At 60.2% G+C, this 13,451-nt stretch carries 15 protein-coding genes and 2 tRNA genes; 8 read left to right on the forward strand and 9 right to left on the reverse strand.

From position 1 onward, the window contains the following. Window positions 1-27: 27 nt before the first annotated feature. Window positions 28-108 (forward strand) — tRNA-Leu (locus NW826_RS01170). 82 nt (window positions 109-190) lie between these two features. On the opposite strand, the gene NW826_RS01175 is transcribed toward NW826_RS01170, so the two are convergent. After that, the gene (locus NW826_RS01175) at window positions 191-682 is read right to left on the reverse strand and encodes a pentapeptide repeat-containing protein (protein ID WP_414335292.1); all 492 of its coding nucleotides are present in this window, start codon (window positions 680-682) and stop codon (window positions 191-193) included. Between the two features lie 676 nt (window positions 683-1,358). Here NW826_RS01175 and lptB point away from each other — a divergent pair. Then, on the forward strand, window positions 1,359-2,087 hold the full coding sequence (gene lptB, locus NW826_RS01180) for an LPS export ABC transporter ATP-binding protein (RefSeq protein WP_414335290.1): 729 nt from the start codon (window positions 1,359-1,361) through the stop codon (window positions 2,085-2,087). Window positions 2,088-2,097: 10 nt separating this feature from the next. On the opposite strand, the gene NW826_RS01185 is transcribed toward lptB, so the two are convergent. Next, window positions 2,098-3,555, reverse strand: coding sequence for a pyruvate kinase (locus NW826_RS01185; protein ID WP_414509230.1), 1,458 nt, complete (start codon window positions 3,553-3,555; stop codon window positions 2,098-2,100). 183 nt (window positions 3,556-3,738) lie between these two features. Here NW826_RS01185 and NW826_RS01190 point away from each other — a divergent pair, with 183 nt between their 5' ends. From NW826_RS01190 to NW826_RS01200, 3 genes are all read left to right on the forward strand, one after another. After that, window positions 3,739-4,938, forward strand: a complete 1,200-nt coding sequence (locus NW826_RS01190; RefSeq protein WP_414509231.1) for an LptF/LptG family permease — start codon at window positions 3,739-3,741, stop codon at window positions 4,936-4,938. Between the two features lie 109 nt (window positions 4,939-5,047). Further along, window positions 5,048-6,256 carry an RNA-guided endonuclease InsQ/TnpB family protein gene (locus NW826_RS01195; protein ID WP_414509247.1) on the forward strand — a complete coding sequence of 403 codons (1,209 nt, stop codon included), beginning with the start codon at window positions 5,048-5,050 and terminating at the stop codon, window positions 6,254-6,256. 50 nt (window positions 6,257-6,306) lie between these two features. Further along, on the forward strand, window positions 6,307-6,453 hold the full coding sequence (locus tag NW826_RS01200) for a hypothetical protein (RefSeq protein WP_414336774.1): 147 nt from the start codon (window positions 6,307-6,309) through the stop codon (window positions 6,451-6,453). Between the two features lie 75 nt (window positions 6,454-6,528). On the opposite strand, the gene NW826_RS01205 is transcribed toward NW826_RS01200, so the two are convergent. The 3 genes from NW826_RS01205 to upp all read right to left on the reverse strand — a co-directional run bounded on the left by NW826_RS01205 (window position 6,529) and on the right by upp (window position 8,957). Beyond that, window positions 6,529-7,140 (reverse strand): tetratricopeptide repeat protein, encoded by a 612-nt coding sequence (locus NW826_RS01205; protein WP_414335170.1) that lies wholly within the window; start codon window positions 7,138-7,140, stop codon window positions 6,529-6,531. A gap of 73 nt (window positions 7,141-7,213) precedes the next feature. Continuing rightward, window positions 7,214-8,092, reverse strand: a complete 879-nt coding sequence (locus tag NW826_RS01210; protein ID WP_414335169.1) for a hypothetical protein — start codon at window positions 8,090-8,092, stop codon at window positions 7,214-7,216. 175 nt (window positions 8,093-8,267) lie between these two features. Beyond that, a complete protein-coding gene (upp, locus tag NW826_RS01215) occupies window positions 8,268-8,957 on the reverse strand; it encodes a uracil phosphoribosyltransferase (protein WP_414335167.1) in 690 nt (229 codons plus the stop codon). Between the two features lie 190 nt (window positions 8,958-9,147). Between upp and NW826_RS01220 the strand changes: the two genes are divergently transcribed. Then, on the forward strand, window positions 9,148-10,224 hold the full coding sequence (locus tag NW826_RS01220) for an ABC transporter substrate-binding protein (protein ID WP_414509232.1): 1,077 nt from the start codon (window positions 9,148-9,150) through the stop codon (window positions 10,222-10,224). A 9-nt stretch (window positions 10,225-10,233) separates the two neighbouring features. On the opposite strand, the gene NW826_RS01225 is transcribed toward NW826_RS01220, so the two are convergent. The 3 genes from NW826_RS01225 to ssuE form a co-directional block, all read right to left on the reverse strand. Next, entirely contained in the window at window positions 10,234-10,878 is a 645-nt protein-coding gene (locus NW826_RS01225) for a YqiA/YcfP family alpha/beta fold hydrolase (protein ID WP_414509233.1), read from the reverse strand. A 12-nt stretch (window positions 10,879-10,890) separates the two neighbouring features. Further along, window positions 10,891-11,130, reverse strand: a complete 240-nt coding sequence (gene secG / locus NW826_RS01230) for a preprotein translocase subunit SecG (protein ID WP_011433676.1) — start codon at window positions 11,128-11,130, stop codon at window positions 10,891-10,893. 143 nt (window positions 11,131-11,273) lie between these two features. Further along, entirely contained in the window at window positions 11,274-11,801 is a 528-nt protein-coding gene (gene ssuE, locus NW826_RS01235; RefSeq protein ID WP_414509234.1) for an NADPH-dependent FMN reductase, read from the reverse strand. Window positions 11,802-11,904: 103 nt separating this feature from the next. On the opposite strand from ssuE, the gene NW826_RS01240 reads away from it, so the two are divergent. Both NW826_RS01240 and NW826_RS01245 read left to right on the forward strand, forming a co-directional pair. Then, window positions 11,905-11,976, forward strand: a tRNA-Gly gene (locus tag NW826_RS01240). 136 nt (window positions 11,977-12,112) lie between these two features. Further along, entirely contained in the window at window positions 12,113-12,556 is a 444-nt protein-coding gene (locus NW826_RS01245; RefSeq protein WP_414336781.1) for a DUF29 domain-containing protein, read from the forward strand. Between the two features lie 5 nt (window positions 12,557-12,561). Here NW826_RS01245 and nusB read toward each other — a convergent pair whose 3' ends face one another. Continuing rightward, a complete protein-coding gene (nusB, locus tag NW826_RS01250) occupies window positions 12,562-13,416 on the reverse strand; it encodes a transcription antitermination factor NusB (protein ID WP_414335161.1) in 855 nt (284 codons plus the stop codon). Between the last annotated feature and the right edge of the window lie 35 nt (window positions 13,417-13,451).

Below are 13,451 nucleotides of genomic sequence, written 5' to 3' on the forward strand. Positions count from 1 at the left end.
CTGCCGCTATGATGGTTAGGCTTAGAAGCGGATGTGGCGGAATTGGTATACGCGCACGTTTGAGGGGCGTGTGGCTTTGCCTTGCGAGTTCGAGTCTCGCCATCCGCACTGGATCCGACCCCTCTCCCGGGGCAGGAGAGGGGAAGTGGGCAGTGGCGAGCCAGCCGAGAATTGATCTCGGCCTTTTGCGCTATTCCCGAACGGCGCCCTGCAGGCGTGCGCCCCAGGTGCGGGCAAAGCGCAGGTCAGCCCCAGCCAGATTGGCCTCGCGCAGATCGGCCCCCCGCAAGTCGGCGCCGTACAGGAATGCAGAAGAGAGGTCGGCCCCTCGCAGGTTGGCGCCCCGCAAATCTGCCCCCTCCAGGTAGGCGCCACTCAGGTTGGCTCCGCGCAATTGCGCCCGCCGCAAATTGGCCCCCACCAGGTAAGACTGGCTGAGATCGGCGCCCGTCAAGAGGGTGCGCTCCAGATTGGCCTCGATCAGGTCGGCACCCTGGAAGTTAGCCTCTGCCAGATCCAGGTTGCTCAGCTCGAGGGATCCCAGGCGGCAGTTGGGACAGGTTCGGGAAGCCATGAGATAGCGCAGGAAGCAGGCGTTGGGGGTTGTGGCGGCGGCAGTGGAGGCCACGGCTGCCGTGGTCAGCAGCGCTAAAACGGCGGCAGCTTTAAGATGTAAGTTCATGGTGACCAAGCCTCATCAAGGGTTGACGGCGACAATCCGCCAGAGCGGGGTTGTCCTGGGTTGGTCACATGATAGTGGCATCCGTCGGCTTCGACCACTCCACAGGTCTGCCTCGGCTCCCGGATTGACAAATTCCCTCAAGCTCGATGACGTTGTGGCCTTATCGCCCTAGAGCTGGTGGGCTATCGCCGGGCGGGGGCGGATCTTGCAGCAGCGGCTGCAGCCCATGCCAAGACAGTTGCCCCAACCCTGCCAAAACCCCCAGTATTGCTGAGGAAGCCAGGACGCGATCCCAGCGGATTTTCGGCCTTCTCGGGCTGAAAGCCAGGGATCCGCTCCTGGCAACAGGAAGCGAGCGACGACGCAAAAAGTGTCCACAGCGGCGACAGCGACGATCGGAGTCGGGGTTTAGCCAATGGCAGGCTGGGCAGCGGAGCATGGCAAGGCCACAGATCCCATAACGATCCCATTTTGATGGGTGGGGAGGATATCGAAGATTCCTCCGGTTGGCTTGAGGGCAACCATTACTGCCTGCACTCCCCTGGATTGTGGACCAGGTTTGGGGCATCCTCAAGAGAGCACCTGGTGTGCCACGGCAGCCGGGATCCCTATCTGGGTGACAGGCTGTCGTAAGCATTGGATAGGAAGCCTTGATCAGCAACTCTGTGCCGGCCCTATGCAGATCTACCTAGAAAACATCTGTAAGCGCTATGGCCGCCGTGAGGTGGTGAGCGACGTCAGCTTGCACATTCAGCAGGGAGAGATTGTTGGGCTGCTGGGGCCCAATGGGGCAGGGAAAACCACCACCTTCTACATCATGACCGGCCTGATCCAGCCCAACCGAGGCCATGTCTGGCTGGATGACCAAGATATTACTCACCTACCGATGCACCGCCGGGCCCAGTTGGGGATCGGCTATCTGGCCCAGGAGCCGAGCATCTTTCGTCGCCTCAGCATCCAAGACAACTTGCTTCTGATCATGGAGCAGACACGGGTGCCTCGCCGCCTTTGGCAACAACGCCTCAACCAACTGCTGGAGGAGTTCCGCATTGCCCATGTGGCCCACAGCCTGGGCCTGCAGGTCTCGGGGGGAGAGCGGCGCCGCGCCGAGATCGCCCGCGCCTTGGCTGCCGGGATCCACGGGCCGAAATTTCTGCTGCTGGATGAGCCGTTTGCGGGGGTGGATCCCATTGCGGTGGCGGATATCCAGGAGGTGGTGGCCAAGCTGAAGCATCGCGGCATCGGCGTGTTGATTACCGACCACAACGTGCGGGAGACGCTGGAGATCACCGACCGGGCCTACATTCTCAACGATGGAGCCATTTTGGCCAAGGGCACGGCAGCAGAGCTGGCGGCGGATCCCTTGGTGCGCAAGTATTACCTGGGGGAGAAGTTCCGCCTCTAACGAGCTTCCTCTACTGCCAGGAATACAAAGCCCGCAGGCGTTGGCTTTTCTTGTGCTGGTGGGCTTGCATGCGGGCCAGCAGCTCGTCAAGAAGGGCGACCGCCTCCAGCAGATAGGGGCCTTTGTTGAGCATCACGCATTCGGCGCGGGCGGACATCACCGCATCGGAAAGCTCGGGCCGCGAGGGCAGGCCCTCTTTGGTGAGCTGATCCAGCACCTGCGTAGCCCACACCACCGGCACATGGGCGGCCTCGCAAATCCACAGCAGTTCTTCTTGGATCTCGCCCAAGCGCAGCCAACCGATCTCCACGGCCAGATCTCCCCGGGCAATCATCACCCCCAGCGGCCTATCAGCAGCCGTCGCGATGAGAGCTGGCAGATTTTTCACCGCCTGTCGGGTTTCGATTTTGAGGATCAACCCCAAGTCGGGCCGGGCCTGCCGCCGCTCCAGCTCGGAAAACAGCAACTGCAAATCCGCCGGCTGCTGGACAAAGGAATAACCCACCAAGTCGGCATGCTGCACCACAAAATCCAGGTCTTGGCAGTCTTTCTCGCTGAGGGGGCGGATCTGCAGCTGGCTATCGGGGAAATTGAGGCCTTTTTCGGCTCGCAACTTCTTGCCCTGGGGAGCAACTTTGTCCACCTCCAGCACCACGCCTGCCGGCTCGACCTTGACCACGCGGGCACCGATTTTGCCGTCGTCAATCCAGACGGTTGCTCCCACCTCGAGGTGCGCCAAGATCTCCGGCAGGGTACAGGTTACCTGGCAGGGAATCTCCGAGTTGGCCTCAGAGACATTGGCGACGAGCAGAATGCGATCCCCACGGTACACCTTGGCTTTGCCGGGAGGCGTAACCACCGGGCCGGTGCGGATCTTGGGGCCGGCCAGGTCGAACAAAATCTTGCAGCGCCGCTGGGTCTGGGCTTCGGCCCGGCGCAAGTGGGCCAGCATGTTCTCCCACACCGAGGGATCGTCGTGGGCGCAGTTGATTCGCGCTACATCCATGCCCCGTTGCAACAACTCCAGCAGCAGCTCCGGCTGCTCGGCAGCTTCGCTGGGCAGGGTTACCATGATGCGGGCGCGGCGGTGGGGGGAGGGAGGGCCAAAGAGAGCCTCGGTGTGCTGCTCTAGGGCCGCATCCCCGGCGTAAAACGCTTCATAGCTGGGTCCTTCATGACTCAGCCCTTGAGCGGCGGCCAAAATGGCGATTACCGCATCGAGGCTTTCCAAAACCCGCGATTCACATCGCCCCAGCGACGACAGCCCCAGGGCGGCCAGCTCCAGTTGCAGGCTGCGCAGATCCTGTTGCCGCAAAGCCAGATACCGCGCCAGGTTGTGCATGGCGGGAGAGGGATCCCCAGAGCAGCCCCAAGCAGCCAAGTAGGTCTGGGATCCCTGTACAACTTGTTGCCGCAGTTCCAGGAGTTTTTCCAGCAAACCTTTGAGATCGGGGGAAGAGGAAGCCATGCTCGCAACTTTCTGAAAGCAGCCTGTCAAGCCCAATTCTAGGTTGAGACTCACTTTTGCTCGACAGCAGTTGTTTGATTGAGGCCATGAACCTTTCATTCGCCGACGTTCCGGTCTAGAGTCGTTAACAGCCTCCGGCTGCTCTGGCTGGATCAGCCTACTGCTTGTTCTGGATCTGGTTTCGTGAAACTTTATTCACCCCCCACCCATTCAGTCGGTCAGCTCTCGAGCACGTTCTCCCTGGCTTGTGCGGTGGGCCTGATGGATCGCTATGTCCTCTCGGAGATGCTGCTGCCTTTTCTCTTTGGGGTGGGAGCTTTCACAACCTTGGTGATGGCGGTGGGATCCCTGTTCGAGCTGGTGCGCCTGGTGGTGGAGGCGGGGTTATCGATTTCGGCAGCCTTGCAGGTGTTCGCGCTGCGGGCACCGGGGATCATCGTCTTGACGTTCCCGATGTCGATGCTGCTGGCGACGTTGCTGGCCTATGGGCGCCTGTCTGCCGATAACGAGATCACAGCCCTGCGCGGTTGCGGCGTGAGCCTTTACCGTCTGGTGGTGCCGGCCCTCATCCTCAGCCTGTTGGTGACGACGTTGACGTTTCTGTTCAACGAGCTGGTGGTGCCGGTGAGCAACCGCCAGGCGGCCCTGACTTTAAACCGTGCTTTGAACCGGGATCCGGACTTCCGGCGAGAGAATATCCTCTACCAAGAGTTTGGCGAGATCCTTGCGCCGGAGCCGGACGGCAGTTTTTCCCGCCGGCAAGGGCTAACCCGTCAGTTCTATGCCCGCAGCTTCGATGGCCAGCAGATGCGCGGCGTAATCGTCCTCGATTTTTCCAACGAGGCTCTCAGCCAAATTCTCCTGGCGCAACGGGGGCGCTGGGATCCCCAGGAGAACCTCTGGGTGTTTGAAGAGGGCACCACCTACCTCGTTTCGCCTGACGGCACCTACAGCAACATCGCCACCTTTGCTCGGCAGGAGCTGCGTCTGTCGCGGGCGCCGCTGGATTTGGCACAGGAGGTTCGCAGCCCCGAGGAGATGAACATTCAAGAGCTGCGCCGCTACATTGAGGTCATCGCTAGCTCGGGGGATCTGCAGCGGGTGCGTCGCCTCCAGGTCAGCCTCCACCAAAAGTATGCCATTCCCTTTGCCTGCCTGGCCTTCACCCTCATTGGGTCGCCCTTGGGGTTGCGCCCGCAGCGCACCAGTTCCTCGTTGGGGTTGGGCATCAGTGTGCTGATTATCTTTGCCTTCTATGTGCTGTTGTTCATCACCCAAGCTCTGGGACAAATTGGAACGCTGGGACCGGCGGTGGCGGCTTGGTTGCCCAACTTAATCTGTATGGCCGTAGGGCTGGGGTTGCTCTACCGAGCCAATCAATAGCTGCCGGGCAGGGTTTTCCAGATGGGTAGAGGTAGGATCAGCTAGAAACCGCAGGAGCCCCGCCGTAGGGTCAGGGTCGGGAGAAATGCGGACGACGGATAATTGTGACATGGCCCAAGTCCTGACTATCTCCTGCAAGCTCAAGGTATCTGCTTCGCAAGCCGTGAAGCTAGAGGCAACCTTGTCGGCTTTTGCACAAGCACTCCTCGCGCCAGCGGGCCGTAGGCCTTACTGGGTCAACCAAAACACACCAGAGAAGGTGGTCAACCCAGTCAAGCTTCAATCGCTCTGCTACCGCGCAATTCGTACCCGCTTTGGGCTCTCCAGCAACCTGGCACAACAGGTGTGCAGAAGGTTGGCCGCTGCCCGCAAGGTTGCCCAGCAAAAGAATCGTCCGGTCAAAGCCTTCAAGGGCGGCTTTGTTACCTACGATGCCCGCATCTTCTCTTTCCGTGAGAAGGACTGGACGGTGTCGCTGACCACCGTCGAGGGACGCGAACGCTTTGAGCTGAATGTAGGTCACTACCAGCGCGGCATGCTGGCCGGTTCTCATCCCAAAGCGGCCACGCTCATCAAGCGCAAAGATGGTTCCTACTTCATCCAGATTGGCGTGGAGCAGGACCCACCGGAGCCACGAGACACCACCGAGGCGATTGGTGTGGATTTGGGTAGGAGAGATATTGCCCATACCTCTGAGGGAGACCACTGGAATGGACAGCAGCTGAACCAGGTCAGAGACCACTACTCCCGGTTGAGAGCGGCTCTGCAACGCAAGGCCAGCAAGGGCACACGCAGCACTCGGCGGAGATGTCGGGAGCTGTTGCAACGGCTGTCTGGTCGGGAGAGACGCTTTCAAGCTTGGGTGAACCATCGCATCTCCAAGTCCATTGTTGCTAGGGCACTGGCCACCCACCGTTTTATTGCCTTGGAAGACCTGACCGGGATCCGGGAGCGTACCAACCAACAGCCACGCAGCAAGACGGAGCGGCGGCGGGCGAACAGTGAGGCCTACGGCCCGCTAGCGCGAGGGGCGTTCTACCAGTTGCGGCAGTTTGTGCACTACAAGGCCGCCAGAGCAGGGGTGAAGGTTGTGGTGGTGCCGCCTGCCTACAGCTCGCAGACCTGCCACCGGTGTTTGTGGCTTGGGCAACGGGAAGGGAAGCATTTTCGTTGTGTGAACCCGGCCTGTGGTTGGGAAGGGGATGCAGATTTGAACGGTGCCAACATTGCCCTTTTGGGGGTCGCTGTAAACCGGCCCAGAGGCCCGTGGTTGGCTTGCCAACTGCAGGGCTACGGAAAGCCCGCTCCGTACCGCTGAGCGGTCGGAGTCGGGTAGTTTACAGCTACCTGTGCAGTCTGGAGAGCTCTATGGAAGTCCAAACTTGGCTGAATTGGCTGTTCGGAGGATTGGCCCTGCTGATCTGGGTGGGAGGCATGCTGATGATGTTCACCACGGTGTTCACCACCAAAGGCACCCAAGATCCTCAGTCGGCGTCCAAAAAGGGAGGCGTTTAGCCCAAGCGGGATCCCTGGTAGCCGGCCCCATGCCTTCAGAAGACTGCCAGGCGCGATCGGCTGTCGGTGAGGGAGCTAGTCCAGCTCCCGTTGGCGTAGCCGCTGCAGAGCCGAGCGAGGTTTCTCCTTCTCCGGCAATTGTGTCTCCGTTGCGGTGGGCAGGGTGGCTGTTTCTGTTTTCTGGGGTTCGGGCAAGAGCTGGGCCGCTTCCGACTCAACGGCTGGAGGGCGAGCCGGGGGCTGGCCGGGCAAGGGAACAGACTCCAGGGGGGCCAGTAGAGATTGAAGATGGCGGTGGGTTTCGGGATTGTTGCTGGCGGCCTGGGCCAGGAGGGTGAGCTGCTCTTTGGCTGCGACCAGGTTCCCCAGTTTGAGATCCACCAAAGCCAGTTGATAGCGGGCTTTAAAACTACTGGGATCCACCTCCACCGAGCGTTGAAAAGCGGCGCGCGCTTCCGCCAGCTTGCCCTGACGGGCATAGATCAAGCCGAGGTTAAACGGCACGTCTGGATCCCGTTCGCTGGGGAGCACCAAGGTTTTTTCTTCCAGTTCAATCGCGCTCCGGTAGGCGTTGACGGCCAAGGTATGAAAGCCCATCTGCAGATAGCGGGCTCCGTCTTCCTTCAGTTGGGCGACCGTCGGCTCCCCTGTCAGCAGGGTCATGGGCGGTTGCGCATGGGCAGGCATTGCCATCGCCCAACTCAGCAGGCATCCCACCGCTCTTAGGCTCAGGGGGATAGCCGGATGACCGGGCTGCTGTTTATTCACCACCATGATCTGTTTCCTCCAACCACGTCAACACCACTTCGTTCCACCCCTCTGGGCCAGGGAGCTGAGCCAACTGCCATTGGGGCAGGGCCTCATTCCAGAGGCTATCCGCAATTGGGCTGGGAAGCACCACTTTTCGTTCTGCCCATCGCAAAAAGGCCACATCGGGCGGGGAACAGCCAATGCCCAAAGCCTGAACAGGGCCCAAATGCCGTTGGTAGCAATCCAGCAGCCGCCGTACCGCCTCTTCCCCCGGCGAGAAATGGGGCTCTGTAACCGGCTGCACCCATCCGGTCAGATACCATTGCGGTAGGCTGGAGAAATGAAGCTGACGTACCCGCAGCAGATGTTGGGTGAGGTTAGCTTCTTGCTGGGCAAAGGCTTCTCGCAGGGTTTCGGGATCCCCGGAATAGCTGAAAATCTCGCTGTACTCCCGCTGCTGCGCTCGCTCTGCCTCTTCCAAAGGGATCCCGGCGGCAGCCGCCAGCTCAGAGGCAGTCCAATCTCCAAACCCGATCAAATCCAAGCGGGAATCTTGACGCACCTGCTGCAGGATGCTGCGCAAGCGGGCATAGGGCAGTCCCAGAGCATACACATAGTAGGGAGGACGGTGTTGCCAGCGTTCGTCCAAAATGCCCGCCGGGAAATAATGCTCGGGAACGTAAACGGCGGATCCGTCCTCACAAATGAACGGATGCTCCAAGTGCAACTGCCGCCGCACATGTTCCAGTTGAGCGCGGGTGCGCAGGCTGTAGAGCACCAAGGGAATGGAGCGGCGCTCCAGAGCAGCCAAGGCTTGTCGGGCAGCACCATAACTGTTGGATTCCAGATCCAGCAAGCTGCCATCCAAACTGGTCAGGACAAGTCGCATAGGCGCAGGAGGGGAAAAGGCGCCGGCACCCTCAGAAGTCCAAGCAGGCCAATCGACCGGGATGCCCAAAGCGCCAACATTACCCATGATCCAACAGGTTGAGCAACCCAAACCGCCAAAATGACCCTCTAGGGTAGGTTCAAGGGCGGCGGGAAGCCCCGCACTGTAAGCGTGGCTAGTGTCCTGTGCCGAAGGCGCGATCCCCTGCATCCCCCAGCCCAGGCAGGATAAACCCTCGGTCGTTCAACCGCTCGTCGATCATGGCGCAGAAAATTTGCACCATGGGGTAGTGGGATCCCAGCCGCTGTAACCCCGGAGGCGCTGCCAAGACGCTGACAATCCTGACCAAGCTGAGATCGGATCCCCGTTTTTTCAGCTCATCCAAAACCCAGAGCAGCGTGCCCCCGGTGGCCAACATCGGCTCGGGAATGAGGATGCGCATCTGGGCGGGGATCCGCTCGGGAAGGCGATTGAGGTAGCAACTGGCTTGCAGCGTTTCCTCGTCCCGTACCATGCCGACGTGAAAAATCCGTGCCTGCGGCAAAAGGGCCTGACAACCTTCCAGCATCGCCAAGCCGGCCCGCAACACCGGCACAATGCCCAGCAGGGTATCCGGCGCGATGACCTCTGCGACAACGGGTTCCAAGGGCGTTTGCACCTGCACAGTCTGGGTGGGGATCCACTCCCGCATCGCCTCATAGGTCAGCCAACGGCCCAGCTCCGACATGGCCGTGCGAAACAGGGGCATGGGCGTCTCCACATCCCGAGCCACAGTTAGCCAGTGCTTGATGAGCGGGTGAGGAGGTACGTAAACACGAAGCTGCTGACTTGCCACCAGAGGACGCCTCAATCTGGGCGGTAGCATAGCGGGTTACCTCGGCAGAAAGCAAGCACTCCAATGGATGGAACCGCATGCCACTGGATCTCGTCTGCAAATGCCGGTAGCCGGAGATACTGATCTGCCCAAGCGTTTTGGGTTTGCTAGGGTGTCGCTGTTCACATGCGTCTTTGGCCACCTTAGTATCCTGTAAAAAGCAGGTTAGGGAGAATGACTCATGGTTTCGTCTCGGCCCTCTGAATCGACCACCAAGGCTCTGAGCCGCCGTCAACTTCTCAAGGTAGGGGCCGCAGCCCTTGGGGGCGGCCTGTTGGCGGCGGGGGGTGCCCAAGCTCGGCGCAAGCCCTCTCCCACCCTGATCGTGGCTCAGGGATCCGGCCTGGAGCGCGTTTCCTACGCCACCAACTGGTATGCCCAGGCGGAACACGGCGGCTTTTATCAGGCGGTGGCGACCGGCATCTACCGCGAGCATGGCCTGGATGTCACCATCAAGATGGGTGGCCCCGGCATCAACATCACCCAGGTTTTGGCCGGTGGAGCTGCCGAATTTGCCATGGGGGGAAGCGTAGGGGTGATCAGTGCCGTGCGAGAAGGGATCCCCCTGGTGTGTGTGGCAGCCATTTTCCAAAAAGACCCGCAGATCCTCATGGCCCACCCCGGCACCCAGCGCTTTGAGGAGCTCAAGGGCCGCCCTATTTTTGTCTCGAAAGGGGGACTTGTCACCTACTGGCCCTACTTGAAGGCGCGTTTTGGCTTCACCGACGATCAGGTTCGCCCCTACAACTTCAACCCCGGCCCCTTTTTGGCGGATCCCAGCTCAGCTCAGCAGGGCTACCTGACTTCCGAGCCTTTTGCCATCCAGCAGGAAGGGGGATTCGAGCCGGTGGTCTTCCTCCTGGCGGATTTGGGCTACAAACCCTACGCCACCACCATCGAAACCCGTCGGCAACTGGTGGAGACCCGGCCCGACTTGGTGGAGCGATTTGTGGATGCCTCGATCAAGGGCTGGTACAGCTTCCTAGAGGATCCCCGTCCGGCGTATCGCTTGATCCAGCAGGACAACCCGGAAATGACCGATGCCCAATTGGCCTACAGCTTCGAGAAGTTGCAGGAGTACGGCATCATCTTGTCCGGCGATGCGCTGGAAAAAGGCATTGGCGCCATGACCGACCAACGCTGGCAAGACTTCTTCGACAGCATGACGGTGGCGGGCGTGTTTGAGCCAACCATCAACTACCGGGCTGCCTATACGCTGGACTTCGTCAATAAAGGCACTGCCTACTACACTGCCTGACCGGCAACACTACCCCGTCACCCAGCCACAGAAGCGGCTGATAGCCGGCCAACTGAGCTCCAACACATCGGTCAGGGCGTGGTCGCTCTCCACTGCCACCAGTTGGGCCCAGGGGCGACGGGCCACGTAGTCTCGGCTGGCTTGGATGGGAATGGTTTCGTCTTGGATCCCATGCACAATCAGGGTGGGCACCGGCCGTCGTAATGCCCCATCTGGGTAGCGTTGGGCATCGGTGATAAAACCGTATTCCAAAGGCAGCGGGCGCCCTTCTCCATAGTGAAACACCGTGAGTTGTCCGGTGCGTTGCCAGGTCTCCACCGCCTCGGCCCCCAGCCGCGGCAGCCAATGGCCCAAAAAGCCGAAAGCCGGCGCCAAGAGCACCAGGCGCTGCACACAAGGGTGCTGTTCGGCAACCCAGGCGGCCACCAAACCCCCCAAACTAGAGCCGATGAGGGTGACAGGAGGGTAGTTCATCTCGGCAAGCTGGTCGCCAACCTGCCGGATCTGGCGGGTCAAGGTGAGCTGGGCAAAATTGCCCTGGTTCAGATCGGGCACCTGAAGGGGGATCCCCACCTGCTGCAGCCGCTGCCGAAAAAAAGTTGCCTTGGCCGACTGGGGCCCAGAGCCAAATCCATGCAGGTAAATGGCCAACACGGAAAAAGATCCCTATGGCCCTGTGGCTGCCGACAGCCAACCTGCGCCCAACACCACGCTGATGGAGAGGAAAAGGGTAGCCACCGTCCAGGTGATGCGGTTGAGGTTTTGCTCGGCACTTTTGGAGCTGGAGAACAACTGGGCCTGCCCACCAATGCCCGCCAACCCATCGCCCTTGGGGCTGTGCAGCAGCACCAAGATCACCAGCAAGATGGCCGAGGCCGACCAGAGAAACTCAAAAAATGCTTCCATCGCAGAGGATCCCCGTAGGGCAAGTTGCCAAAGCCATTATCGCCTAAAGCCCCATCTTAGCGCACTCTGTCTCGGCACCGCTGCCATTGCCAAATCCAGTCGCCAGGCCCAGACGTCTCTGCTCTCTCCAGGAATGTTGACCATTATTTCACCGCCTGGGCAAGTGCGCGGATCCCGGCTTGCAGACGTTCCTCGATGTCGGCCTCTAGCTGGAGTGTTCCGGCAGCATCAAACTGAATTTGAGAACTTAAGATGTAAACCCCTCTCAAAATATGGGTGGCCCCCATCACCGACAACACAGGTTTCATCGCAAAGTCGATGGCCAGCAGATGGGCCAGGGTTCCCCCGGTGGCGATGGGGAGAATCACTTTGCCGGTAAAGGCGTCTTGATCCAGCAAATCCAGCAGCGCCTTCAACACGCCTGGATAAGAGGCTTTGTAAACGGGAGCAGAGATGACGATCCCGGCAGCTTGGGCCACCTTTTGCTGGATCTCCCTGAGTTGAGGGCTATCGAACTTGGCCAGCGCCAGATCCTCTGGCGGCAAGTCCCGCACCGAAACCAACTGAGTGGTCAACCCCAAATCCGACAGGATCGCGGCAGCGTGATGCAAAATGGCTTCCGAGCGAGAAGGAGTGCTGGGACTACCGGAGAGCAAGAGGATGCTGGACATAGGTTGCAGACAGAATGCTGCCTCAGTTGTATCAGGGATCCCACGTGAAAGATGATGATAGACTAGGAAGGACAGGGCTTCAGGATGCCGGGCCCAGTCCTGTGCGGGCGTAGTTCAGTGGTAGAACGCTAGCTTCCCAAGCTGGATGTCGTGAGTTCGAGTCTCATCGCCCGCTTCTTGACACCAGACAAGCAAAACCCTCTTCCCCCGATCATTATTCGGTTCCAACCTACCCTGAGCCGATGTCGAGTTGGAGGGGGGCAAGGAGCCAGTAGAAGTTCTTGGGTCGGTGTCCGCTTAGGTAATCAAGCATGCAACTTTACGAGTCCGACTTCTATGCCTGGACGCAACAGCAAGCTGCACTGCTGAGAGCGGGGCAGTGGGAGCAACTGGATATCGCCAACTTGGTGGAGGAAATTGAGGCTTTGGGCAGGCAAGAACGCCGGGAATTGCTGAACCGGCTGGGGATCCTGGTAGGACATCTGCTGAAGTGGCAATTCCAGCCCCACCTGCGAGGCAAAGGTTGGCGGGCAACGATCACCGAACAACGCCGCCAGATCCAGCGGTTGCTCAGGGACAATCCCAGCCTCAAGCCCGATCTTTCGGCAGCCCTGCAAGAGGCTCATCAGGACGGGATCCTGGTGGTGGTGAGAGAAACGCCCCTGTCTGAGACAGATCTGCCGGCCCAGTGTCCCTACACATTAGAGCAGGTGATGGATCCCGACTTTTACCCTGGCAAGGAAGATCCCCCGTGATCTGCTCAGCCCGCCGAACCGGCAGCAGGGCCCCCGTGGGTCTCCACCGGGTTGTCCACCACTCGTCGCAGCACGCCGTTGACGAAAGCGGCGGCCTCCGGATCCCCGTATTTTTTGGCCAATTCTACGGCTTCGTTGATGGCGACCTTAACGGGGCTGCTGGCCAGGATCTCCATTTCCACCACCGCCAGGCGCAGGATATCGCGTTCGATCCGACCCACCCGCTGCAATTGCCAGCCCAGCAAAACCTTTTGCAAACGAGCATCAATCGCCTCTTTGTGAGCATGCAGAGCGGTTAACAGTTGCAAAGCATAGGCGCGCACTTCTGAAGATTGGGCAATGTGCAGTAGCTCTGGCATGGACAAGGCAACTCCCAGCCGGTTGACCGCCTGTTGGGACAACTGCACAACCTCATCCAGGATGTGGCGGACGCTGTGCAGTCGCTGTTCCATGTGTTCCAGGGCTTGGCCGGCGTTGCTGAGGGCCACTTGGGCTTGGTGGGCCAGCTCCAGCAATTCTCCCGGCGCGGTGTCGCGGGCGTTGGTCTCCGTCAGAGCCGTTTCCAGGCGCTGCAGATGTCGTTGGGCCTGCTGAAGGCGGACAGTAAGGGAGCGAGATCCGCCCTCTTCCTTGGCATCAGAAGCAGCCAATAACAGGGGATCACTCTCGTGCAGCAGGCGATCGCTGCGCTGAATTTCCGCCGCCGCCGTGGAGAGAGTTTCATGGGTCTCTTCCTGCAGGGCGCGGATGGCTGCCAGCAGCAAGTCCGCCAGTTGTTTTTCGCTCAGCTTGGCCGCCGTGGCCGGCAGTTGGTTGACCCCTAGCAGGGCCAGTTCGCGGGCAACACGCCGAGGTTGCATTGCAGAATACCCATGGTTTTGAACAACTGCCCCAT

Source organism: Synechococcus sp. OH20 (assembly GCF_047502685.1).
In the GTDB taxonomy this organism is placed as follows: domain Bacteria; phylum Cyanobacteriota; class Cyanobacteriia; order Thermostichales; family Thermostichaceae; genus Thermostichus.

Excerpts from the sequence above, each read along its gene's own strand:
- NW826_RS01175 (WP_414335292.1), bottom strand. The coding sequence starts at position 682 with ATGAACTTACATCTTAAAGCTGCCGCCGTTTTAGCGCTGCTGACCACG.
- lptB (WP_414335290.1), top strand. The coding sequence starts at position 1,359 with ATGCAGATCTACCTAGAAAACATCTGTAAGCGCTATGGCCGCCGTGAG.
- NW826_RS01185 (WP_414509230.1), bottom strand. The coding sequence starts at position 3,555 with ATGGCTTCCTCTTCCCCCGATCTCAAAGGTTTGCTGGAAAAACTCCTG.
- NW826_RS01195 (WP_414509247.1), top strand. The coding sequence starts at position 5,048 with ATGGCCCAAGTCCTGACTATCTCCTGCAAGCTCAAGGTATCTGCTTCG.
- NW826_RS01200 (WP_414336774.1), top strand. The coding sequence starts at position 6,307 with ATGGAAGTCCAAACTTGGCTGAATTGGCTGTTCGGAGGATTGGCCCTG.
- NW826_RS01205 (WP_414335170.1), bottom strand. The coding sequence starts at position 7,140 with ATGCCTGCCCATGCGCAACCGCCCATGACCCTGCTGACAGGGGAGCCG.
- NW826_RS01210 (WP_414335169.1), bottom strand. The coding sequence starts at position 8,092 with ATGCGACTTGTCCTGACCAGTTTGGATGGCAGCTTGCTGGATCTGGAA.
- upp (WP_414335167.1), bottom strand. The coding sequence starts at position 8,957 with ATGCTACCGCCCAGATTGAGGCGTCCTCTGGTGGCAAGTCAGCAGCTT.
- NW826_RS01220 (WP_414509232.1), top strand. The coding sequence starts at position 9,148 with ATGGTTTCGTCTCGGCCCTCTGAATCGACCACCAAGGCTCTGAGCCGC.
- secG (WP_011433676.1), bottom strand. The coding sequence starts at position 11,130 with ATGGAAGCATTTTTTGAGTTTCTCTGGTCGGCCTCGGCCATCTTGCTG.
- ssuE (WP_414509234.1), bottom strand. The coding sequence starts at position 11,801 with ATGTCCAGCATCCTCTTGCTCTCCGGTAGTCCCAGCACTCCTTCTCGC.
- NW826_RS01245 (WP_414336781.1), top strand. The coding sequence starts at position 12,113 with ATGCAACTTTACGAGTCCGACTTCTATGCCTGGACGCAACAGCAAGCT.
- nusB (WP_414335161.1), bottom strand. The coding sequence starts at position 13,416 with ATGCAACCTCGGCGTGTTGCCCGCGAACTGGCCCTGCTAGGGGTCAAC.